At 59.3% G+C, this 22,990-nt stretch carries 22 protein-coding genes and 1 pseudogene; 19 read left to right on the top strand and 4 right to left on the bottom strand.

Annotated features, from left to right (window positions below):
- Positions 1-3: 3 nt before the first annotated feature.
- From nuoH to BDE40_RS08065, 14 genes are all read left to right on the top strand, one after another.
- Positions 4-1,041: an NADH-quinone oxidoreductase subunit NuoH gene (nuoH, locus tag BDE40_RS08130; protein WP_121021387.1), complete on the top strand. Its 1,038-nt coding sequence runs from the start codon at positions 4-6 to the stop codon at positions 1,039-1,041.
- Positions 1,042-1,045: 4 nt separating this feature from the next.
- Positions 1,046-1,771, top strand: coding sequence for a methyltransferase domain-containing protein (locus tag BDE40_RS08125; RefSeq protein WP_134014061.1), 726 nt, complete (start codon positions 1,046-1,048; stop codon positions 1,769-1,771).
- Positions 1,772-1,796: 25 nt separating this feature from the next.
- The gene (gene nuoI, locus BDE40_RS08120) at positions 1,797-2,288 is read left to right on the top strand and encodes an NADH-quinone oxidoreductase subunit NuoI (protein WP_134014059.1); all 492 of its coding nucleotides are present in this window, start codon (positions 1,797-1,799) and stop codon (positions 2,286-2,288) included.
- Positions 2,285-2,815, top strand: a complete 531-nt coding sequence (locus BDE40_RS08115) for a hypothetical protein (RefSeq protein WP_134014057.1) — start codon at positions 2,285-2,287, stop codon at positions 2,813-2,815. The genes nuoI and BDE40_RS08115 overlap by 4 nt, the downstream gene beginning before the upstream one ends.
- Positions 2,808-3,209 carry a carboxymuconolactone decarboxylase family protein gene (locus BDE40_RS08110; RefSeq protein ID WP_073139931.1) on the top strand — a complete coding sequence of 134 codons (402 nt, stop codon included), beginning with the start codon at positions 2,808-2,810 and terminating at the stop codon, positions 3,207-3,209. The genes BDE40_RS08115 and BDE40_RS08110 overlap by 8 nt, the downstream gene beginning before the upstream one ends.
- Positions 3,209-3,823 (top strand): NADH-quinone oxidoreductase subunit J, encoded by a 615-nt coding sequence (locus BDE40_RS08105; protein WP_134014055.1) that lies wholly within the window; start codon positions 3,209-3,211, stop codon positions 3,821-3,823. Before BDE40_RS08110 ends, BDE40_RS08105 begins: the two co-directional genes overlap by 1 nt.
- A gap of 29 nt (positions 3,824-3,852) precedes the next feature.
- Positions 3,853-4,308 (top strand): hypothetical protein, encoded by a 456-nt coding sequence (locus tag BDE40_RS08100; RefSeq protein WP_134014047.1) that lies wholly within the window; start codon positions 3,853-3,855, stop codon positions 4,306-4,308.
- Entirely contained in the window at positions 4,305-4,610 is a 306-nt protein-coding gene (gene nuoK / locus BDE40_RS08095) for an NADH-quinone oxidoreductase subunit NuoK (protein WP_073139920.1), read from the top strand. The genes BDE40_RS08100 and nuoK overlap by 4 nt, the downstream gene beginning before the upstream one ends.
- A gap of 6 nt (positions 4,611-4,616) precedes the next feature.
- The gene (gene nuoL, locus BDE40_RS08090; protein WP_134014045.1) at positions 4,617-6,716 is read left to right on the top strand and encodes an NADH-quinone oxidoreductase subunit L; all 2,100 of its coding nucleotides are present in this window, start codon (positions 4,617-4,619) and stop codon (positions 6,714-6,716) included.
- The gene (locus tag BDE40_RS08085) at positions 6,716-8,257 is read left to right on the top strand and encodes an NADH-quinone oxidoreductase subunit M (protein ID WP_134014044.1); all 1,542 of its coding nucleotides are present in this window, start codon (positions 6,716-6,718) and stop codon (positions 8,255-8,257) included. Before nuoL ends, BDE40_RS08085 begins: the two co-directional genes overlap by 1 nt.
- An 11-nt stretch (positions 8,258-8,268) precedes the next feature.
- Positions 8,269-9,708 carry an NADH-quinone oxidoreductase subunit NuoN gene (nuoN, locus tag BDE40_RS08080; RefSeq protein ID WP_134014042.1) on the top strand — a complete coding sequence of 480 codons (1,440 nt, stop codon included), beginning with the start codon at positions 8,269-8,271 and terminating at the stop codon, positions 9,706-9,708.
- Complete coding sequence (locus BDE40_RS08075) at positions 9,698-10,444, top strand: biotin--[acetyl-CoA-carboxylase] ligase (protein WP_134014040.1); 747 nt, start codon at positions 9,698-9,700, stop codon at positions 10,442-10,444. The genes nuoN and BDE40_RS08075 overlap by 11 nt, the downstream gene beginning before the upstream one ends.
- A gap of 289 nt (positions 10,445-10,733) precedes the next feature.
- A complete protein-coding gene (locus BDE40_RS08070; protein WP_134014038.1) occupies positions 10,734-11,507 on the top strand; it encodes a type III pantothenate kinase in 774 nt (257 codons plus the stop codon).
- Position 11,508: 1 nt separating this feature from the next.
- Positions 11,509-13,173 carry a ribonuclease J gene (locus tag BDE40_RS08065; protein ID WP_134014036.1) on the top strand — a complete coding sequence of 555 codons (1,665 nt, stop codon included), beginning with the start codon at positions 11,509-11,511 and terminating at the stop codon, positions 13,171-13,173.
- A gap of 80 nt (positions 13,174-13,253) precedes the next feature.
- Here the strand turns inward: BDE40_RS08065 and BDE40_RS08060 are convergent, their stop codons facing one another.
- Together BDE40_RS08060 and BDE40_RS08055 are read right to left on the bottom strand one after the other, a co-directional pair.
- Positions 13,254-14,807 (bottom strand): DEAD/DEAH box helicase, encoded by a 1,554-nt coding sequence (locus BDE40_RS08060; RefSeq protein ID WP_134014034.1) that lies wholly within the window; start codon positions 14,805-14,807, stop codon positions 13,254-13,256.
- Positions 14,808-15,030: 223 nt separating this feature from the next.
- Positions 15,031-16,365, bottom strand: coding sequence for an acyltransferase family protein (locus BDE40_RS08055; RefSeq protein ID WP_134014032.1), 1,335 nt, complete (start codon positions 16,363-16,365; stop codon positions 15,031-15,033).
- Positions 16,366-16,532: 167 nt separating this feature from the next.
- Between BDE40_RS08055 and BDE40_RS08050 the strand changes: the two genes are divergently transcribed.
- Positions 16,533-16,961: an OsmC family protein gene (locus tag BDE40_RS08050; protein ID WP_134014030.1), complete on the top strand. Its 429-nt coding sequence runs from the start codon at positions 16,533-16,535 to the stop codon at positions 16,959-16,961.
- Between the two features lie 33 nt (positions 16,962-16,994).
- Here the strand turns inward: BDE40_RS08050 and BDE40_RS08045 are convergent, their stop codons facing one another.
- On the bottom strand, positions 16,995-18,602 hold the full coding sequence (locus BDE40_RS08045) for a peptide chain release factor 3 (protein WP_134014028.1): 1,608 nt from the start codon (positions 18,600-18,602) through the stop codon (positions 16,995-16,997).
- 118 nt (positions 18,603-18,720) lie between these two features.
- Between BDE40_RS08045 and BDE40_RS08040 the strand changes: the two genes are divergently transcribed.
- Entirely contained in the window at positions 18,721-19,089 is a 369-nt protein-coding gene (locus BDE40_RS08040; RefSeq protein ID WP_134014026.1) for a nuclear transport factor 2 family protein, read from the top strand.
- A gap of 1 nt (position 19,090) precedes the next feature.
- Here the strand turns inward: BDE40_RS08040 and BDE40_RS08035 are convergent, their stop codons facing one another.
- A complete protein-coding gene (locus BDE40_RS08035) occupies positions 19,091-20,107 on the bottom strand; it encodes a Hint domain-containing protein (RefSeq protein WP_162848057.1) in 1,017 nt (338 codons plus the stop codon).
- Between the two features lie 361 nt (positions 20,108-20,468).
- Here BDE40_RS08035 and BDE40_RS08030 point away from each other — a divergent pair, with 361 nt between their 5' ends.
- From BDE40_RS08030 to BDE40_RS08020, 3 genes and pseudogenes are all read left to right on the top strand, one after another.
- Positions 20,469-21,248: an SDR family oxidoreductase gene (locus tag BDE40_RS08030; protein ID WP_134014716.1), complete on the top strand. Its 780-nt coding sequence runs from the start codon at positions 20,469-20,471 to the stop codon at positions 21,246-21,248.
- A gap of 99 nt (positions 21,249-21,347) precedes the next feature.
- Positions 21,348-21,776 (top strand): annotated as a pseudogene (locus tag BDE40_RS08025) (SLC5/6 family protein); the annotation flags it as partial.
- A 95-nt stretch (positions 21,777-21,871) separates the two neighbouring features.
- Positions 21,872-22,942 carry an ABC transporter ATP-binding protein gene (locus tag BDE40_RS08020; RefSeq protein ID WP_134014022.1) on the top strand — a complete coding sequence of 357 codons (1,071 nt, stop codon included), beginning with the start codon at positions 21,872-21,874 and terminating at the stop codon, positions 22,940-22,942.
- Positions 22,943-22,990 lie beyond the last annotated feature (48 nt).

Here is a 22,990-nt window from a genome sequence, read left to right as displayed (position 1 = left end):
ACCATGGCTGAATTTCTTTCATCTGGACTGGGGATCACCCTGATCATCGTCGCCCAATGCCTGGCAATGATCGCCTTCGTGATGATCTCGCTGCTGTTTTTGGTTTATGGCGACCGGAAAATCTGGGCCGCCGTGCAAATGCGGCGTGGCCCGAACGTGGTCGGGGTCTTCGGGTTGCTGCAATCGGTGGCCGATGCGCTGAAATATGTGGTCAAAGAGATCGTTATTCCCGCAGGGGCCGACAAGTTCGTGTTCATGCTGGCCCCGATGCTGGCCTTCGTGCTGGCGATCATCTCGTGGGCGGTGATCCCGTTCAACGACACATGGGTTCTGGCCGATCTGAACGTCGCCATCCTGTATATTTTCGCCATTGGCTCGCTTGAGGTTTACGGCGTGATCATGGGGGGCTGGGCGTCCAACTCCAAATATCCGTTCCTTGGCTGCCTGCGCTCTGCGGCGCAGATGATTTCCTACGAGGTCTCCATCGGGCTGATCATTATCGGCGTCGTGCTGTCCACCGGATCGTTGAATTTCGGAGATATCGTGCGGGCGCAAGACGGTGATTACGGCTTCTTCAGCTGGTACTGGTTGCCGCATTTCCCGATGGTCTTCCTGTTCTTTATCAGCGCCTTGGCCGAGACAAACCGCCCGCCGTTCGACCTTCCGGAAGCGGAGTCGGAGCTTGTTGCGGGCTATCAGGTTGAATACTCCTCAACCCCGTTTTTGCTGTTCATGGCCGGCGAATACATCGCCATCTTCCTGATGTGCGCGCTGATCTCGCTGCTGTTCTTCGGCGGCTGGCTGTCCCCGATCCCGTTCCTGCCGGATGGCCCGTTGTGGATGGTTGGCAAAATGGCGTTCTTCTTCTTCATGTTCGCCATGGTGAAGGCCATCGTGCCGCGCTACCGCTACGACCAGTTGATGCGCATCGGCTGGAAAGTGTTCCTGCCGCTGTCGCTGGGCTGGGTCGTTCTGGTGGCCTTCTTCGCGCAATACGGTGCTTTTGGCGGGGCCTATGCCCGCTGGGCAGTAGGGGGTTAACTCAATGGGCGTCGACTGCACCCTGTTTCAGCAATTGGTGGATCTCTCCACCCGCTTCCGGCCTTCGGGCCGGTCGTTGATGCTGGGCCGTCAGGGGTTCAAGATCGAGCCGCCCTTTGCCAAGTCCTACGAGAAAGCCCTGCGCCGTGCGGGGATCGAGGAAAAGCGGTTCCACTTCCTGCAGGAAGACGGCTACGCCGAGACCTTGTTCCGCAATCTTGGTCTGGGTGAGATCGAGACGATGGATTACGCGCCTTATGAAGGCCCCGTGATCGAGCAAGACCTGAACGAGCCGGTGCCAGCGAAGCTGCACAATGAATTCGACTTCATATTCGATGGCGGCACCATCGAGCATGTGTTCAACGTCCCTCAGGCGTTGGAAAACGTCTACAAGATGCTGAAGCCCGGTGGGCGGTTTGTGTCTGCTAACGGGATGAACGGCTGGGTCGGGCATGGCATGTACCAGTTCTCGCCAGAGCTGGTGTGGACATTCTGGAAGCGCAAATGCCAGTGCCTCGTGCATATTTGTGCGGGCATCCACAAAATACCGGGGACGGCGAAGCCGCTGAACTTTCCGGACGCCGCTGAAACCGGACGCAGGTTGCGCCTGAAGGGGATGATCCCCGAAGGCCGCATGTATCTGCATTACGAGATTGAAAAGACGACTGCAAAAGCGCGGACCGGATCCGCATTGCAGAGCGACTACCAAATGAAATGGGCCGACGCATGATGCGCCGCCTTACGGGAGAGATGAAATGAGCGTGAGTTTCGGCCGTCGTGCCAAATACTTCCTGCTGATGGACATGTTCAAAGGCATGCAGCTGGGGCTGAAGTATTTCTTCGCGCCCAAAGCGACCTTGAACTACCCGCACGAGAAGGGGCCTTTGTCCCCGCGCTTTCGCGGTGAGCACGCCTTGCGCCGCTATCCCAATGGCGAAGAGCGCTGCATCGCGTGCAAGCTGTGCGAGGCAGTTTGCCCTGCCCAAGCCATAACCATCGACGCGGAGCCGCGCGACGACGGCTCGCGCCGCACCACCCGCTACGATATCGACATGACGAAATGCATCTATTGCGGCTTCTGTCAGGAAGCCTGCCCGGTGGATGCGATTGTCGAAGGCCCGAATTTCGAGTTCGCCACCGAGACCCGTGAAGAGCTGTTCTACGATAAGGAAAAGCTGCTGGAGAATGGTGACCGTTGGGAATCCGCAATTGCCCACAATCTGGAAATGGATGCCCCTTACAGATGAGCACCCACGCCACATATCCCTTTGACCCCAGCATTCTGGATGACTTGGTCGACATGATCGAAGACATGGGTGCCGAGTTTGCCATCGGCACGCTCGATGCTGTCCTGTCGGAGAGCAACGGCGTGATCGTCTCGGAAGGTGTCACACGCGACATGTATGAAGGACAGGTGATTACAGCCGTTGTCGCCGCGGATGCGGTCGCCGTCAGCCATGGCGAGTTGCCGTCCGTCCTTGACGAAAAGCTGATGCGCGCCGTCACGCCACTTGCCGAAGAGTTGCGCGATACCGATGGCGTGGTTGATCTAGCGGCGAAAGCGCTCGCCGTGATCACGGACGATTCAAGCCCGTTTTATGGCACCATGACAGGCGAGCTTGCGACGCGCTCCGAGTTTCTGGAGATCACGTCCAAGGTTCAAAGCTCGGTCGTCGCTGCCAAGGATCGTAATCCTGGCGAATGGATCGAAATAACCGGTGATGGCACGTTCGAAATCACCATGTACCCCGAAGATGGAGAAGCCAATGTCTGACCCCAACAACCCCTTCGAGGCCATGATGAAAATGGGCCAGGACATGGCGAAGACCATGAACCCCGCGCTGGAGGCGTTCACGCCGAAAGGCTTCGAGAACATGATGCCCACCATGTCTGCCGAGATGATGGAGCAGTTCATGGGCAAAGGGGTGAGCCCCGAGGGTCTCGACGCCAAGACCCGCCTGTTGCTGACCTTGTCCGGCCTGACCATTCAGGGCGCGCAGGCCGAAAGCCAGATCAGGATCACCGTGCGCCACCTTGTTGAGGCGGGTGCCACGAAACAAGAGATTGCCGAAACCATTGCCCAAGCGGCGATGTTTGGCGGCGTTCCGGCCATGTCGAAAGCGATGGAGCTGGCGACAGAGGTGCTGGACGGAGAAGGAAAAGACTGATGGGTTTCGCTGATTTCGCATTCTATCTGTTTGCAATTACGGTCGTGACGGCCGGCCTGTTCGTCGTGGTGTCGCGCAACCCCGTGCACTCGGTGTTGTGGCTGATCCTAGCGTTCCTGTCCTCGGCGGGGTTGTTCGTTTTGCTGGGGGCGGAGTTCGTCGCCATGCTGATGATTATCGTCTACGTCGGCGCGGTCGCAGTGTTGTTCCTGTTCGTAGTGATGATGCTGGACGTGAACTTCGCGGAGCTGCGCGGAGAGCTGGCCAAATTCGTACCGCTCGCAGGGCTGATCGGCGTTATTTTGTTGATGGAACTGGCGTTGGTCTTTGGCACGTGGACAGGCGCGGAAAACGCGACTGCGCTGCGTGACGCGGTGGCCCCCGCACTGGAAGAGACCCACAACACGGCGGCCTTGGGCCTGCTGATCTACACCAAATACATCTACCTGTTCCAGGCAGCGGGCCTGATCCTGCTGGTCGCGATGATCGGCGCCATCGTGCTGACCCTGCGCCACCGTCCGGACATCAAACGCCAGAACGTGCTCAGCCAAATCTACCGCGACCCTGCGGAGCAGATGGAGCTGAAAGACGTCAAACCGGGGCAGGGGTTGTAAGTCGAATGCACGCGTCGCGTCATATCACTTTGTCCAGCGCTCTTGTCGCGCTGTGTGCGGGGCAGGCCTTTGGCCTGACACCGCCACCGCCGCCTTGCGCATATAGCGGGGACATGGCAGAGGGCCGCGAGATTGCCTCATCGGGCAATTGGCCCAACCAGTTCGTATCCTACACAACCTATGACAAGGCGGATCGCACGTATTTCTACCTTGAGCATTGCCCTAGCGGCAAAGTGTTGCGGAGCAAGTCGCAGCCACATTCTCTGAAATCGACCGGCCCGAGAGACTCCGGCGAAATTTCGGCTACCCTGTATGATGCGCTGGCCTCCAAGACTCCTTACACCATGGGCGACTTGCAAGCGCTAATGCGTGACCAGGGCGTACCGACCAAGCGCCTCACCTCGAAGCGCGAAAGCTGCGCCTGCCAGACCTATTTTCCCGACACTGTCGGGTCCAAGACACCCTACAAGAAAGATGCAAAATGATCGGACTTGAACACTACCTCACAGTCGCGGCGGCGTTGTTCGTCATCGGCATTTTCGGCATCTTCGTGAACCGCAAGAACGTCATCATCATTTTGATGTCTATCGAGCTGATGTTGCTCGCGGTGAATATCAACTTCGTGGCCTTCTCCAGCTACCTCGGCGACCTCGCAGGGCAGGTATTTACCTTGTTCGTGCTGACGGTCGCGGCGGCTGAGGCGGCAATCGGGCTGGCCATTCTGGTCTGCTTCTTCCGAACCCGCGGCTCCATCGCCGTGGAAGACGTCAACGTGATGAAGGGCTAAGTCACTATGGAAACCATCATCCTTTTTGGCCCTCTGATCGGTGCCTTGATCTGCGGCTTCGGCTGGAAGTTCATCGGCGAGCAGGCGGGCTGCATCATTGCAACGGGGCTATTGTTCCTGTCGGCTTTGCTCAGCTGGATTGTCTTCCTGACCTTTGACGGGACGACGGAAACCATTGAAATCATGCGCTGGATCCAGTCCGGCACGTTGGACACGTCTTGGTCCATTCGTATGGACCGGTTGACGACGATCATGCTGATCGTGGTGACCACGGTGTCGAGCCTCGTGCACCTGTATTCCTTCGGCTACATGGCCCATGACGAGCACTTCGGCGAAGGCGTCAGCTACAAGCCGCGCTTCTTTGCCTACCTGTCGTTCTTTACCTTTACGATGCTGATGCTGGTGACCTCGGACAACTTGGTCCAGATGTTCTTTGGCTGGGAAGGCGTGGGCGTCGCGTCGTATCTGTTGATCGGCTTCTACTATAAAAAGCCGTCGGCCAATGCCGCCGCGATCAAGGCGTTTGTGGTCAACCGAGTGGGTGACTTCGGCTTCGCGCTTGGTATCATGGGGCTGTTTTTCCTGACCGACAGCATCAACTTCTCCGACATTTTCGAGGCCGCCCCGACGCTGGCCGAGACGCAATTGCACTTCTTGTGGACGGAATGGAACGCCGCCAACCTGCTGGCATTCCTGCTGTTCATCGGTGCGATGGGCAAATCTGCGCAATTGTTCCTGCACACGTGGTTGCCGGACGCGATGGAAGGCCCGACCCCTGTGTCGGCCCTGATCCACGCCGCGACCATGGTGACGGCGGGTGTGTTCCTCGTTTGCCGCATGTCGCCGCTGATCGAGTTCGCGCCAGAGGCCAAGGCCTTCATCGTGATCATCGGTGCCTCCACCGCGTTCTTTGCGGCGACCGTGGGCCTTGTGCAAAACGACATCAAACGCGTGATTGCGTATTCGACCTGCTCGCAGCTGGGCTATATGTTTGTGGCGGCGGGCGTTGGCGTCTACTCGGTCGCCATGTTCCACCTGCTGACACACGCGTTCTTCAAGGCGATGTTGTTCCTTGGCGCGGGCTCGGTCATCCACGCGATGCACCACGAGCAGGATATGCGCAACTACGGCAACCTGCGTAAGAAAATCCCCTACACGTTCTGGGCGATGATGATCGGCACGCTGGCCATTACCGGCGTCGGCATCCCGTTGACCCATATCGGTTTCGCTGGCTTCCTGTCCAAGGACGCGATCATCGAAAGCGCATGGGGCGGTGGCTCCGGCTACGCGTTCTGGCTGCTGGTTATCGCGGCTGTGTTCACCTCGTTCTATTCGTGGCGTCTGATGTTCATGACGTTCTTCGGCACCGAGCGGGGCGACAAGCACACCCATGAGCACGCCCATGAAAGCCCGAAAACCATGCTGATCCCGCTGGGTGTTCTGGCGATCGGCGCAGTGTTCTCGGGGATGGTGTTCTTCAAGCCGTTCTTCGGTGATCACCACGACGTTGAGAAGTTCTTTGGCATTACCCAAGGCGAGCAACATGCGCTGGTAAATCCCGAGACCCTGAGCATGGCTGCGGTCGCTGCCACCTCCGAGGAGGGCGACGTTGAAGGCGGCGAAGGTGAAGCCGCGCTGCCGGGGCAGGGTGCCATCTACATGGCCCCCGACAACCACACGATGGACAACGCGCACCATGCACCCGCATGGGTCAAGGTCTCGCCCTTCATCGCGATGCTGCTAGGCTTGTTCACCGCATGGATGTTCTACATCAAAAACCCGAGCCTGCCGGGACGTCTGGCGGCAAACCAGCCGCATCTGTACCAGTTCCTGCTGAACAAGTGGTATTTTGACGAGCTTTATGACGTGATCTTCATCCGTCCGGCCAAATGGCTTGGCAACTTCCTGTGGACGCGGGGCGATGGCAAGGTCATCGACGGCTCTATCAACGGGGTGGCCATGGGCGCGGTGCCGTTCCTGACCCGCCTTGCAGGCCGCGCGCAGTCCGGCTTCATGTTCCACTATGCCTTCGCCATGGTCATCGGCGTGGTGCTGATTATCACATGGTTCGCCATCGGCGGCCCGAGCATCGGGGGGGCCGAATAATGGACAACCTGCTTTCCGTTATCACCTTCATGCCGCTTGTCGCGGCGCTGATCCTTGCGCTGTTCCTGCGTGGCGACGACGAGGCGTCGCAGCGCAACGCCAAGTGGCTGGCACTGATCGCCACCAGCGTGACGTTCCTGCTGTCGATCTTTGTCTATACCGGCTTCGACGCTTCCAACACCGGCTTCCAGTTCGTGGAAGAGCGCGACTGGCTCATGGGCCTGCAATACAAGATGGGCGTGGACGGAATTTCCGTCACCTTCGTGCTGCTGACCACGTTCCTGATGCCGCTGGTGATCGCCAGCTGCTGGGATGTGAAGACGCGGGTGAAGGACTATATGATCGCCTTCCTGCTGCTGGAGACGCTGATGCTTGGCGTGTTCTGCGCGCTGGACCTGATCTTGTTCTACCTGTTCTTCGAGGCTGGCCTGATCCCGATGTTCCTGATTATCGGTATCTGGGGCGGGGTGAACCGTATCTATGCGTCGTTCAAGTTCTTCCTCTACACGCTGCTTGGCTCGGTTCTGATGCTGGTCGCCATGATCGCCATGTATATGGACGCGGGCACCACTGATATTCCGACGTTGCTGACCCATACCTTCGCGTCCGAGACGTTCAGCGTTGCGGGGGTCACCGTTGTGGGTGGTTTGCAGACGCTGATGTTCCTTGCCTTCTTTGCCAGCTTCGCGGTGAAGATGCCGATGTGGCCGGTTCATACTTGGTTGCCTGACGCGCACGTTCAGGCACCGACTGCGGGTTCCGTGGTGCTGGCGGCGATCCTGTTGAAGATGGGCGGCTACGGCTTCCTGCGCTTCTCGCTGCCGATGTTCCCTGTCGGGGCAGAGGTGCTGGGCATCTATGTGCTGTGGCTGTCGGCGATTGCGATTATTTACACCTCGCTGGTCGCACTCGCGCAGTCGGATATGAAAAAGCTGATCGCTTATTCCTCGGTCGCGCATATGGGCTACGTGACCATGGGTATCTTTGCGGCCAACCAACAGGGCGTGGACGGAGCGATCTTCCAGATGATTTCCCACGGGTTTATCTCGGGCGCGTTGTTCCTGTGTGTCGGCGTGATCTACGACCGGATGCACACCCGCGAGATTGATGCCTATGGCGGGCTTGTGAACCGCATGCCGGCCTATGCGCTGATCTTCATGTTCTTCACCATGGCCAATGTCGGCTTGCCGGGGACATCGGGCTTTGTCGGGGAATTCCTGACATTGATGGGCGTGTTCCAAGTGAACACGTGGGTTGCGATGTTTGCCACCACCGGCGTGATTCTGTCTGCGGCCTACGGGCTGTGGCTCTACCGCCGCGTGGTCATGGGCGACCTGATCAAGGAAAGCCTGAAGTCGATCACCGACATGACCACCCGAGAGCGTGCGATCTTTGCGCCATTGGTCTTTATGACCATCCTGCTGGGCGTCTACCCCGCGCTGGTGCTGGACCTGATCGGGCCAAGCGTGGAAGCGCTGGTCTCCAATTATGATACCGCGTTGCTTGATAGCGGCGTGACCACGGCTGTGGCCGGACACTAAGGACGGATAAGATGATCCAAGCTGACCTGAATATCGTTCTGCCCGAAGTTCTACTGGCGGTTTTCGCCATGCTGGCGCTGATGGGCGGGGTCTACACGACCAAGGACAAATCCGCGCCGCTGGTCCTGTGGGCCACCAGCCTTGTGTTTGTGCTGCTTGCCGCATGGATCGGGGTCAACGGCGAGGGCACGAATGCGGCCTTCGGCGGAGCCTTCGTCGATGACGGGTTCTCGCGCTTTGCCAAGGTGACGATCCTGCTATCCGCCGCCGCCATTCTGGTCTTGAGCCAAGACTTCATGACCCGTGAGGGCCTGCTGCGGTTCGAGTATCCGATCCTTGTGGCCTTGTCGGTTGTCGGCATGATGATGATGGTCTCGGCAGGCGATCTGATGGCGCTGTATATGGGGCTGGAGCTGCAATCGCTGGCTTTGTATGTCGTGGCCTCCCTGCGTCGCGACTCGGTGAAATCCACCGAGGCTGGCCTGAAATACTTTGTGCTGGGGGCCTTGTCGTCGGGCATGCTTCTCTACGGCTCCTCGCTGGTCTATGGCTATGCGGGTACGACGCTGTTCTCCGGCATCTTCTCGACCGTGAACGCGGGGGATATCTCGCTTGGGCTGCTGTTTGGTCTGGTCTTCGTCGTCGCAGGTTTGGCCTTCAAGGTTTCCGCAGCACCGTTCCACATGTGGACGCCGGACGTCTACGAAGGCTCCCCCACGCCGATCACCGCGTTTTTTGCGACCGCGCCGAAAGTGGCGGCGATGGGTCTGTTTGCCCGCGTCGTGCATGACGCGTTTGGCGGGGCCGTAGCGGACTGGAGCCAAATCGTGGCGTTCCTGTCCGTGGTCTCCATGTTCCTTGGCGCAATCGCAGCGATTGGCCAGCGCGACATCAAACGCCTGATGGCCTATTCCTCGATTGCGCATATGGGCTTTGCGCTGATGGGCTTGGCTGCTGGCACCGCCGAGGGCGTGCAGGCGATGCTGATCTATATGGCGATCTATGTGACGATGAATATCGGCACCTTCGCCTTCATCCTGTCGATGGAGAAGGACGGCCAGCCGGTGACGGATATCGATGCGTTGCAGAACTACTCCAAGAAAGAGCCGACACGCGCACTGGCGATGCTGGTGTTGATGTTCTCGCTGGCAGGCATCCCGCCGCTGGTGGGCTTCTTCGGGAAGTTCTATGTGCTGAAAGCCGCCGTGGACGCCAATATGACATGGCTGGCTGTGGCAGGTGTGATCGCATCGGTGATCGGCGCGTTCTACTACCTGCGCATCATCTACTACATGTATTTCGGCGAAGAGCGCGACGCACTGAATGGCTCCATGCCGATGGTCAACTGGCTGCTGCTGGTCGGCTCGGCGGTGGTGATGGTGCTGGGCGTCGTGAACCTGTTCGGCATCGAAGGGCTGGCGATGGCCGCCGCAGGTGCGCTTGTCAACTGATCTGTGGCCCGAAGGCGTCGACCGCATCATTCTTGATGAGGTCGACAGCACCATGGCCGAAGCGGCGCGTCTTGCCCCCGAGCTGAAGCGTCCGGCATGGATTATGGCCCATCGCCAGACTGCCGCTCGCGGGCGGCAGGGGCGGGCTTGGCAAAACCCCGAAGGCAATCTGGCCGCAACATTGCTGATGCGCCCGTTGGGCGGTCCGGCAGATGCGGCGTTACGCTCGTTTATGGCGGCGAATGCATTGTTCGAAACGCTGGCGCTGCATGTGGATCGCACCAAGCTGGCGGTGAAATGGCCCAATGACGTGCTGCTATCAGGCGGCAAGGTTGCGGGCATTTTGTTGGAAAGTATGGGGACGGCGCAGGGGCTGGACTGGCTGGCGATTGGCGTCGGCGTCAATCTGGTTGCGGTGCCCGAAGGCGTTCAGGATGCAGCCTTCCCACCGACATCACTTGCGAAACATGGCGACGCGGTCAGTCCCGAAGAATTTCTGGCAGAACTGTCGGCGAACTATGCGACCGAGGAGGCGATTTTTGCGGAGCTGGGCTTTGCCAGAATTCGCGAGGATTGGCTGAAACGAGCGGCGCGGCTGGGGGAGGTCATCACCGCACGCACCTCGCGCGAGGAGATCACCGGCACGTTCGAAAGTATCGACGAAGCAGGCAACCTGATCCTGCGCACGCCAAAAGGCGCACACGTGATTACAGCGGCGGATGTCTATTTCTCGTGAGGATGGCGGGTTGAAAACCCACCCTACGGGGGAAAGGAAAGGCGGCGCCGCCCGAGCTTGTATCGGACGCTGCACATGGGTCAGCCTTGTCTCACCGGTGATTGCGGCTTTCGTGCAATCTGGTCCTTTGGGTGGCCACGTCGGGTTAAACCTCCGTCGGCGGCCTGTGCTAGCGGTGCAGGGTATAGCGTGGAACAGGTTAACGGCGCGCAAAGGCATCGCGCGGTGCGCTTTGACCCTGACGGTTACGCACTGTAGAGACGGGGCAAAAGGCGAAAGGGCTTGAGAAATGCTACTGGCGATTGACTGCGGCAACACCAACACCGTGTTTTCCATCTGGGACGGGGAGCGGTTTATCGCGACGTGGCGGACCTCGACCGAATGGCAGCGCACGGCGGACCAATATTACGTCTGGCTGTCGACGCTGATGCATTTCCAAAAGATCGACGTGAACATCACCGAGGTGATTGTGTCGTCTACAGTGCCGCGTGTTGTGTTCAACCTGCGGGTCTTCGCGGACCGTTATTTCAACACCCGCCCCATCGTGGTGGGCAAGGAGGGCTGCGAGCTTCCCGTGGAGGTACGGGTGGACGAAGGCACGGCCGTGGGACCGGACCGCCTTGTAAATACGGTTGCGGGCTACAATCTGTATGGGGGCGACCTGATCGTCGTCGACTTCGGCACCGCGACCACCTTTGACGTGGTGGACACGGACGGAGCCTATATAGGGGGCGTGATCGCGCCCGGTGTGAACCTGTCGCTTGAGGCGTTGCACCAAGCGGCGGCGGCGTTGCCGCATGTCGACATCACCAAACCGCAGAACGTCATCGGCACGAATACGGTTGCGTGTATGCAGTCGGGTGTGTTCTGGGGCTATATCGGGCTGATCAAGGAGATCTGCGCCCGCATCAAGGCCGAGCACGGCCGCGATATGAAAGTAATTTCTACCGGGGGGCTGGCGCCGTTGTTCCAACAGGCCGAGGCCCTATTTGACGAATTTAACGATGACCTGACCATGCACGGCTTGGTGGTCATCAACGAGCATAACAGAAAGAATATCTAATATGGCAGGCGAACGATTGGTCTACCTTCCCCTTGGCGGGGCGGGTGAAGTCGGCATGAATATGTATCTCTACGGCTACGGGAAACCGGGCAAGGAGCGGTTCATACTGGTCGACGCGGGAGTGACCTTCCCCGATATGGACGGCACCCCGGGTGTCGACCTGATTTTCCCCGACATCGAGTGGATTGCGGACCGCGCGAAGCAGCTGGATGCAATCTTTATCACCCACGCGCATGAGGATCATGTTGGTGCTATCGGACACCTCTATGGCCGTCTGAAAGCGCCGATCTATGCGCGCAAGTTTACAGCCCATATTGCGGCGCTGAAAATGGCGGAGCATGGCTATGACGGATCCGAGATCACTGTGGTCGACAAGATGCCGGAACAGGTTCAGGTGGGCAAGTTCAAGGTGGGCTTCATGCCGATCTCGCACTCGATCCCAGAAAGCTCCGGCCTTGTGATCGACACGCCGGACGGGCGTGTGGTGCATTCCGGCGACTTCAAAATTGACGTGACGCCGGGCGTGGGTGAGCCGTTTGATCATGACGCTTGGGCTGCTTTGGCACCGGTTAAGGCGCTGATCTGCGACTCGACCAACGTGTTCTCGCGCCATGAGGGTCGCTCCGAAGCGACCGTTGGCCCGAATATCGTGCCGATCGTCCGCGAGGCGACGGGCATGGTCGTGGCGACCACGTTTGCGTCGAACATCGCGCGGGTGAAGACGCTGGCGGAAGCTGGCCGCGAGGCGGGACGTTCGGTTGTGCTGATGGGCCGTTCCATGCAGCGCATGGTGAAGGCGGGCGTCGAGACCGGTGTGGTTAAGAACTTCCCACCCTACATTCTGCCCGAAGAAGCCCGCGATGTGCCGCGCGAGAACCTGATGATCCTTGCGACCGGATCACAGGGCGAGCGGCGCGCAGCGACCGCGCAACTTTCACGGGGCAAGTTCCTTGGGATATCCTTGCGCGAAGGCGACACAGTGCTGTTCTCGTCCAAGACCATTCCGGGCAACGAAACTTCTGTTGGCCAGATCGTCAACAATTTCAGTGAGTTGGGCGTCGATGTGATCGACGACAAGATGGCGGATATTCACGTCTCCGGCCACGCCAACCGCCCCGATCTGGAAGAAATGCACCGATTGTTGAAGCCGCAAATTCTGATCCCGAACCATGGCGAGCACCGCATGTTGCGTGAGCACGCGAAGGTGGGCGAGGCCAATGGCATTGCATCCGTCGTCGCCCCTAATGGCACGATGGTATCGCTGTCGGGCAACCGGCCCGAGGTGGTCGAGTTTGTCGAGACGGGCCGTTTGTATCTGGATGGCTCGGTGCAAATCGGCGCGTTGGACGGGGTCGTGCGCGACCGTATCCGTATGGCGCTGAACGGGCAGGCGGTGATTGGTATTCTGATCGATGAAGATGACGAACCACTAACGGATGCGTGGTGCGAGTTGCGTGGGTTGCCTGAGAAAGGGCACTCCAAAGCGCCGTTGCAGGATATTTTGGAAGAAGAGGTGGGCCAGTTCCTTGGCCGCGCCGATGCCAAGACGATTGCCAGTGACGACAAGCTGGAAGAGCAGATCAAACGGATCGTGCGCCAAGCGTCGCAAAAGGAAATTGGCAAGAAGCCCGAAGTGGTGGTGCTGATTTCACGGCTGACTGCGTAACTGCTTAAGCTATTGAGACAAAAAAAGCCCCCGAAGCAGTGAATGCTTCGGGGGCTTTTTCTTTTGTTATTCGCGCACGCTTAGTCGGTGCGGCGGTCAGCGAAGCTTTTTTCGATAAAGGTCGGCAGGTGATCGCCAAGACCGACCACTTTCGGGCCACGATCCTCGTTCCGGCCACGACCTTTACCACCGCGAGAGCGGGACTGGGTGTCGCCGCGGGACTGGTCATTTGATGCGGCTTCAGAGGCCTTCGGCTCCGGATTTACGCGTGGTTCCGGTTTTGCCTTGGGTTCGGATTTCGCTTTTGGTTCTGGCTTCGCATTAGCCTCCGGCTTGGTCTGGGTGACCGTGTCCGGCGCGTCAGCCTTCACCTCGTCTTTGGGTTTCGAGCTGCTGCGAGAGCGGGACCGTGAGCGCGATTTCGGACGCTCGTCCTTGCTGTCAGCGGCAACGTCCGCCTCTGACGCTTTGGACACAGGCGCTTGCTGCTCGCCCACATCACCGCGGGGGATCGTGGTTTCGATCAGGCTTTCAATCGCGGCCAGAAGCTTGTCGTCCTTTGGGGTCGAGATCATCATTGCCGTGCCCAAACGACCTGCGCGACCGGTGCGGCCGATGCGGTGGACATAGTCCTCGGCATGACCGGGAACGTCGAAGTTGAACACGTGGCTTACATTGGGGATGTCCAAGCCGCGCGCGGCGACGTCGGAGGCCACGAGGAAGCGGATTTTGCCGTCACGGAAACCTTCCAGCGTCCGCGTGCGATGTGACTGGTCCAGATCGCCGTGGATCGGTTCGGCATCATGACCGTATTTTTTCAACGACTTAGCGACAATGTCGACATCAACCTTGCGGTTACAGAAGATAATGCCGTTGGTGACTTTCTCGCCCTCCTGGTCGATCAGCTTGCGCAGGAAGTCGCGCTTTTGCTTGGCTTGAGCGTCGCGACGGGTGCCGGGAAGTTCGAACAATAGCTGGGTGATCGTGGCCGAGGCCGAGGACTGGCGCGCCACTTCGATCCGCTCGGGGTTCGACAGGAAGGTGTTGGTGATCCGCTCGATTTCCGGCGCCATAGTGGCCGAGAAGAACAGCGTCTGGCGGGTGAAAGGCGTCATCTGGAAGATGCGCTCGATATCGGGAATGAAGCCCATGTCGAGCATCCGGTCGGCTTCATCGACAACCATGACTTTCACGTCCGATAGGATCAGCTTGCCGCGTTCGAAATGGTCCAGAAGGCGGCCCGGAGTGGCGATCAGCACGTCAACGCCACGGTCGATCTTGGCGTCTTGTTCCTTGAACGACACGCCGCCGATCAGCAGGGCTTTGGTCAGTTTGGTGTGCTTGGCGTAGAGGTCGAAGTTTTCAGCGACTTGCGCTGCCAGTTCACGCGTTGGAGCCAGAACCAAGGAGCGGGGCATCCGCGCCCGCGCGCGCCCACGGTTCAGCAACGTGATCATCGGCATGGTGAAGGCGGCGGTTTTGCCGGTGCCGGTCTGGGCGATGCCAAGAACGTCGCGACCTTCAAGGGCAGGGGGGATAGCACCCGCCTGAATGGGGGTGGGCTCTGTATAGCCGACTTCTTCGATGGCTTTGAGTACTTTAGCGTGGAGCTTCAGGTCTGAGAATTTTGTCATGTATATCCAAATTGCGCGGGCCCTTAATGGGCAAGATGCGGCAGAAATTGGGGACGCAGGTTTCAACGCGTCCCTGCGTCGACCTGCGGACGTTTTCCACAGGTAGGGAGCGTTTATCCTGACCGGATCGTAAGGTCAACAAATACAGGGAGTTCAGCCATTTACTACATAAAATGGCCACCGATCATGGGTATCGGCGGCCATTGGTCCGGAATCCGGTCGCTCAACTGCGAGAGAATCGGCGGGTTGCGACGAATACGCCAAGTACCACAAGCCCGACAGCCAGCCAGTTCACGCCAATGGCGTTCTCCTTGCCCAGCCCGACCATTGCCATCACGACCAACCCCGAGCAGGTCATGACAGCGCCCAGCATCGCCTGCCATGGGCCGGGGCGCATGTCGGCGGTAGTTTTGCTGCCCGCCTCGAAGCGCACGAAGACCAGCACAAACGGGATGAGGACGAGGGTGAACAGCACGACCCAGATCGGGCGCACTGCCCACCAAAGACCGGTTCCGGGAGGCTCGTGCAATCCGGCCCCGCCGAACATATAGGCGGCGATACCGACGACGATGAGCAGGGCTGTCATGTGCCACAGATAGATCGACATGATCATCTGGTTGAACACGATCACCCAAGCCCAAACTCGCACGTTCCGAAGCCAAGCTTGCGCCAGATCGGTGAGCAGTAGAATGACACCGATTTGCACGGCACCCACGGCCAGCATTGCGGTCGTGGGCGGGCGGGTGTTCGACATTTCGGCCCCCGGGACGCTGACCATAGCCACGGGAAAGCCGAACTGGACGATCAGGATATAAAGCCACGCGACACCCAGAGCGATGAAGCCAAGCGCCCATGGCTTTGGCCGCTCGGCGCTGCCCCACCAGTATCCAAGCTGGTGCACCGCGAGCCAGACGAAGGCGTAGTTTGACCAGCGCAACCAGCCCTGATCTGCGCCGAATGCGATGGCGTCTACGAGGATTGCGCCAAGGGCCAGCAGGCCAACAGATGCGACCCCGAGCCTGTCCCACTGGGCGACTGTTACCGGCACGGCCATGGTCATGATGATGTAGACGGCAAGGAACCACACCGGTACGAGGGCGGCTTGCGAGACGCTTGAAATCAGGTCGACCGACACGCCCATGGCATGGGCCACAGCGCCCGCGATGGCCCAGACCAGCACCACAGGAACGGTTGGCTTCAGCAGGCGCGACAGGCGGGAGGCGGCCCAAGCGCTCTTTTTCACAGGGTCCTTGCGGGCCGACGTCCATGACAACCCGTTGGAGAATCCGCCGACGAAGAAGAACACCGGCATGACTTGGAACAACCATGTGGCGTAGTGGGTCCAGCGCTGTTCGGCGAGCAGGATGACGAATTCCAACTCCCCGTCACGGATGACGCCCGCGACCAACAGCCAATGGCCCAAGATCACGAACATGATCGCAATGGCGCGGTAAAGGTCTACCGCGCGGTTGCGGCTGTCGGGGGTACGCTCCGCCGCCCACGTGGCTGCGGCCAAGAGGCCCTTGGGCATCTTCTCTTTTGCTTGGGATATGCTCACTGTCGCTGCTCTATCTATTTGTTGTTATTATATTATTGACCGTTTTCCGGCCTTGTTACTGTAAGCATAACAGATGTGCCTGCGCAAATCGACACTGATGCGCGGCGGAACCGTGTGGCCTTGGCAGACGTTGGCTTATGAACCCCACCCAAGTAAAGGAGATCACCATGTCAGTTAATACAGGATCCGCAAAATGGTCCGGCACTCTCAAAGAGGGCAAAGGCCATGTGTCCACAAAAAGCGGCGCGTTGAAAGATCAGCCCTACGGCTACAACACCCGCTTCGAGGATGCACCCGGAACCAATCCCGAAGAGCTGATTGGTGCGGCGCACGCTTCGTGCTTCTCCATGGCGCTGTCGATGGTGCTGGGGGAGCATGACCTGACGGCAGACAGCATCGAGACCTCTGCGGATATCACGTTGGAACAAAAGGCGGGCGGGTTTACCGTCACCAAATCGCACCTGACGGTGAAAGCGAGTATCCCTGACGCCACCGAGGAGGCGTTCATGGAAGCGGCCACTGGCGCAAAGGAAAACTGCCCGATTTCCAAGCTGCTGGACTGCGACATAACCATGGATGCCAATCTGGTCAGCTGACCGATTGGCGATACTCGGCGCGCGCCCTGGAGGCTAAACCATCATCTCCTTGGTCGCGCTGAGCGTCACGTCGGGATAGTCCCGCGCCACGCGGTCGATGTCCCATTGCAGGCGGGTCAGGAAGACCACATCTCCGTCATTGTCGTGGCTGATATGCTGCTTGTTGGCTTCAATGAACTTGTCCACCGCGGCTTTGTCGCCGGTGACCCAACGGGCGGAGGTGAATTGCGACGCCTCGAACCGCACGGGCAGGCCGTATTCCAACTCGATGCGAGAGGCGAGCACCTCGAATTGCAACGCGCCGACGACCCCGACGATGAAGCCGGAGCCGAAGGCGGGTTTGAATACCTTGGCCGCGCCTTCTTCGGCAAATTGCATCAGGGCTTTTTCCAGATGCTTGGCCTTCATCGGGTCACCCGCACGGCAGGTTTGCAGAAGTTCTGGCGCAAAAGAGGGGATGCCAGTGGCGCGGATCATCTCGCCCTCGGTCAGCGTGTCGCCGATGCGCAGCTGGCCGTGGTTCGGGATGCCCATGATGTCACCGGCCCAAGCCTCCTCGGCCAGTTCGCGGTCGGAGGCGAGGAACAGCACGGGGTTGGTAATAGCCATCTGCTTTTTGGACCGCACATGGGTCAGCTTCATGCCCCGCAGAAAATGCCCCGATGCGAGGCGCACAAACGCCACGCGGTCGCGGTGCTTGGGGTCCATATTGGCCTGCACCTTGAAGACAAAGCCGCAAACCTTTGGCTCTTCCGGAGAAATTGCGCGCGGGCTGGCTTTTTGTGGCTGCGGCTGCGGGCCGTAATCCGCGATGCCTTGCATCAGTTCCTGCACCCCGAACGAGTTGATGGCGGAGCCGAACCAGATCGGTGTCAGAGTGCCGTCAAGAAAGTCTTGGTGATTGAACTCGGGCATCAATTCTTTTGCCATTTCAATCTCTTCAAGGAACTGGCTCAACTGCGCAGCGGGCACATGCTCGGCCAGTTTCGGATCGTCCAGCCCGCTGATCTTGATGCTTTCCGCGATTTTGTTGCGGTCGGAACGGTCCATCAATTCAAGGCGATCATTGATTAGATCGTAGCAGCCAATGAAGTCGCGACCGACGCCGATGGGCCAAGAGGCGGGTGTGACGTCAATCGCCAGATTTTCTTGGATTTCGTCAATAATCTCGAATGTATCGCGGCTTTCGCGGTCCATTTTGTTGCAAAAGGTCAAGATAGGAAGGTCGCGCAAGCGGCAGACTTCAAACAATTTTTGCGTTTGGCTCTCCACACCCTTGGCCCCGTCGATGACCATGACGGCCGCATCGACCGCCGTCAGCGTGCGGTAGGTGTCTTCTGAGAAATCGGAGTGACCGGGCGTGTCGACAAGGTTGAAGCGATGCCCGTCGAAGTCGAAGGACATGGCGGAGGCCGACACCGAAATCCCGCGATCCTTTTCCATCTGCATGAAGTCGGAGCGGGTACGCCGCGCTTCGCCTTTGGCGCGCACTTGGCCAGCCATCTGGATCGCGCCACCATAAAGAAGAAACTTCTCGGTCAACGTCGTCTTGCCCGCATCAGGGTGCGAGATGATGGCGAAGGTCCTGCGCCGAGCAATCTCGGGCGGAAGTTCTGGCTGGTTATGTGCGCGGTCTAACATGGGACGGGATATAGAGGCGTCGGCGGGGTTCCGCAATCGGTCACAACGCCTGTCTTGATCGGGGCGGGGGACTCGGCCATAGTGAGAACATAGATAGAACATATGTGGGAGAATGAATATGAAATTGATGGATGTTGCCAACGAGTTGGTCGCCGGATGCCGTGAAAACCGCGAACTTGCCAATCTGGACAAGCTTTACGCCAAGGATGCCGTGTCGGTGGAAGCCATGGACATGGGCAACGGGCGTGAAATTACCGGAGTTGAAGGCATTAAGGCCAAACATGCGTGGTTCGACAGCATGTACGAAATTTTGGGGGGCGAAGTGTCAGACCCGTTCCCGCATGGGGATGACCGGTTTGCGGTGACTTTCGAGATGAATGCAAAGAGCAAGGAAACCGGCGAGATGGAAGTGATGAAAGAAGTCGCCGTTTATCACGTCGCGGACGGGAAGATCGTGCGCGAAGAGTTCTTCTACGCGGGCGAGTAATCTAAAGCCGTCCGGTTTGCCTCAGCAGGTTTGCCGCGTCTTTGCTTTCCAGCGGGACGCGGCTGAATTTTGGCTCGGACGAAGGCAGGTCCGGAAAGAGTTGCAGCACTTCGGTTGCGATGTCGTCGGGCAGACCTTTGAGGATCTGGCGTGACATGTGCAGGCTTTCGGTCGGCACGCCCTCGGCATAGAGAATTTGGTGCTGGTCGAAGACCAGCTGCGTGTATTCGACGAAGCCGCCTTTGCGGATGAAGATCGTGTCGTCATTGACCAGATCAATCGCGGAAATCAGCACATCGCGGGAGCCGACCATAACCTCGGCCCGCCAGTCAGAGACCAGCATGCGGTGTTGCTGGCTGACGGTGATATCCTCGGCATTGCCCATTGCGCCATGCGAGATCACGACAGGCGCGAACTCGCCCGCACCTTGCACAGTGCGCGAGCCGACCCAGCGGACTTCCTGCATGCCATTGTCGCGGGTGAGAACGCGATCACCGGCTTTAAGTTGCTCGACAGGGCGTTGAGAGCCGTCGGACATGGTGATGCGGGTGCCGCGTCCAAAGCTCATGCCTGTCAGATCGGCGAGCGGGATTTCGCGTGGTGCGTCTTCGACGGCGATCAGGGTGTACTCAACACCGGACTCGATCGGGCCAAGCGGGTAAAAGTAGTTACGTGCCAGAGGCGCGTCGCAAGAAATGACCAAAGCGTCCACGGAGGCCCCGATCTGGGTCATGAAGGTCAGGCGGGCCGCGATGCGGGTCCGCGTGCCCGGGACTTCGATCTGGCTGCCGTCGGAAACAGAAAAAACAGGGCGCAGGCCGGTGCCGACGCATTCTGAAAGGTCCATCGAGTAAATTTGCGCGCTGCGCTTCAGGCAGTAGCCGTCACCAAGGCAAATGTCGCTGATACCAGCAACCGGATCGCCATGGTTCACACCGTTGGTCACGCGGAATTCCGCGGCTGGATAAACCAGAAAGGCATGATTGGCGACGAAATCGGTCGGCAGATGGTGTTGCATGTGGCAGCTCACTCTTAAACATACAGCGGTGAACGGCTTAATCAGATCACGATACCGAGCGCCCCCACGCCGACATCCCCTGACGAACCCCACCGCCATAGTAAGGAAAGACCTACCCTGTATGCCCGACCTGTTGCAATGTTTTCAGGGGAATTTGGTTAAATGTGTCGCAAAACTGAATGATCAGCGAAACAATCCCCGCGGTATGGGCGTTTTGACTACCTCGCACTTTAGGGCGGAGAGCGCACCCAGAGCCGCGCCGCGAATCGATAAGTTCATGTCGCGCCTCTTCTCCCGGCGACCGTTAGTTGCTACGCCTTAAACAGAGCGAAGATTTTACAATGAAATGAACGGGGTTGAGATGGATCTAGGTATCAAAGGGAAACGCGCCTTGGTGTGCGCGTCGAGCAAGGGGCTGGGCCTTGGCTGCGCCGAGGCTTTGGCGGAAGCAGGCGTTGATCTGGTGATGAACGCGCGCACCGACGGCCCGTTGCAAGAGGCCGCACAAACCATACGTGACCGGTTTGGCGTCGAGGTGGTTGCCGTCGCGGCTGACATCACAACCGAAGACGGACGCGCCAAGGTGCTGAAAGCCGCGGGGCAGGTGGATATTCTGGTGAACAACGCAGGCGGGCCGCCTCCGGGCATGTGGACGGACTGGGAGCGTGAAGATTTCATCGCCGCGCTGGATGCCAATATGCTGACTCCGATAGCGCTGATCAAAGCGCTGGTGCCCGCTATGATGGAGCGTGGCTGGGGTCGTGTGGTCAACATCACCTCGCAATCGGTGAAAGCGCCGATTGCGGTGCTGGGGCTGTCGAACTCCGCCCGTGCCGGGCTGACGGGCTATGTCGCGGGAACTTCGCGGCAGGTGGCGCCCTCGGGCGTGACCATGAACAACTTGCTGCCGGGCATCCACGCGACCGACCGCGCGGTGTCGCTGGACACGGGTGTCAGCACGCAGCAAGGGATCACCATAGACGACGCGCGCGCGGCGCGTGAGGCCACGATACCCGCCCGCCGCTATGGCACCCGCGAGGAATTCGGCGCGACCTGCGCGTTCCTGTGTTCCAAACATGCCGGGTTTATCGTCGGGCAGAACATCTTGCTGGACGGAGGCGGGGTAAACTCAACCCTTTGATCCATCACGTTTTTATCGGAACGGTTCTAAAGCCTCGCCCGTCGGGCGGGGCTTTGTTATGTGCGCAGAACTGCAAGTTTGCCAACACGGGACCGTCCCATGCTCAGCCTTTATGTCATCGCCGCCTTTGGCGCGGTTATTGTGGTCTCGTTCCTGATGGCACCGCGCCGCGCCTAGGTCGAAGGGTTCTTTGCGGGGCAGCTTGCAGGACGTGCGCTGGGGCTTTGGACGCGGGTGCTGAGCCAAGTGACCACATGGATTTTCGCCCGCTCGCTGATGAATTCGGCGATCCTTGGCTACTACTACGGTGCGGCGGGGACGCTGGCCTACGCGGCCTACTACCTGTCCTTCCTGACGGGGGGCTACATCATTGGCCAGTTGCGCATCCGTGAAGCGACCTCGGCGCAGGACTGGCTTGGGGCGCTGTTCGGGGAGGGCGGCACGGGTACCTACAACGCCGTCATCGCTTTGCGGTTGCTGTCCGAGGTATTCGCGAACCTGCTGGTGGTCGGCTTTGCCGCAGTGCTGATCGGCGCGCGCAGGGTTGCCGACTAGGGGCGGGGCTGTTACCAAAACCCCCGAGTTTTCCGATTGTTTTGATCGGGTAAGAGGCGGCAAGTGACGTGACCCCAAGGCTTGAGTTGAAAAATATCTGCAAGGAATTTGCAGGAAAACGGGTCGTGTCCGACCTGTCACTAAGTGTGGCACCGGGTCAGGTGACCTGCCTTTTGGGACCATCGGGCTGCGGTAAATCCACGACTTTGCGGATCATCGCAGGGGTCGAGCGTCAGACCAGCGGTGAGCTATGGGTCGACGGCAATCTGATCTGCGGCGACGGGATACGTGTGCCGCCGGAAGGGCGCTCCATCGGGCTGATGTTTCAGGATTTCGCGCTGTTCCCGCATCTGAGCGTCGCGCAGAATGTGGCCTTCGGGCTGACGGGCAGCAAATCCGAGACGCATACCCGCGTGATGGAACTGCTGGACCGCGTTGGTCTGGACGGCTTCGAGGCGAAATACCCGCATGAGTTGTCTGGCGGCGAACAGCAGCGCGTGGCTTTGGCGCGGGCACTGGCTCCGCGTCCGAAAATCATGCTGATGGACGAGCCGTTCTCGGGCCTTGATGATCGCTTGCGCGACGGTATCCGTGACCAGACGTTGTCGGTGCTGAAGGAAGAAGGCACCGCCGTTTTGCTGGTCACCCATGAGCCGCATGAGGCGATGCGTATGGCTGACGAGATCGCGCTGATGCGTGGCGGGCGGATCGTGCAGCAGGGCAACCCCTACAATATCTACAACGCGCCGGTGGACAAGGAAGCCGCAGCGTTCTTTAGCGATATCAATGTGATACGTAGTCAGTCCAATGGCGCGTTGACGGACACGCCGTTCGGTCAATTCCTGACGCCGGGGCATCCGGATGGCGGCGCGGTTGAAATCGTGATCCGCCCGCAGCACCTGAAAATCGACTTTGACCGGCAAGGGCAGGGACCGAATCCGACACCCGAAGACGGCACGCCCGCGCGCGCCATCGTAGAGCGCGCGCGTTTCATGGGCCGCGAGAGCTTGGTGGAATTCCGCATGGATTCGGACGGATCGCATCTGAAGGCCACGGTGCCAGCGGTGTTCCTGCCAAAAGAGGGCACGACCTTGTGGCTTACCATGCGCCGCGAACGCTGCTTTGTTTTTCCGGCCTGACCTAAATGAGCCGCTGCGCGGCGCGACATTTTGATTGGCGCTTTGAGG

The organism is Litoreibacter halocynthiae (assembly GCF_004365635.1).
Lineage (GTDB): Bacteria > Pseudomonadota > Alphaproteobacteria > Rhodobacterales > Rhodobacteraceae > Litoreibacter > Litoreibacter halocynthiae.
The sequence above is the reverse complement of the archived record's forward strand: the minus strand, read 5'-3'. Positions and strand labels throughout refer to the sequence as shown.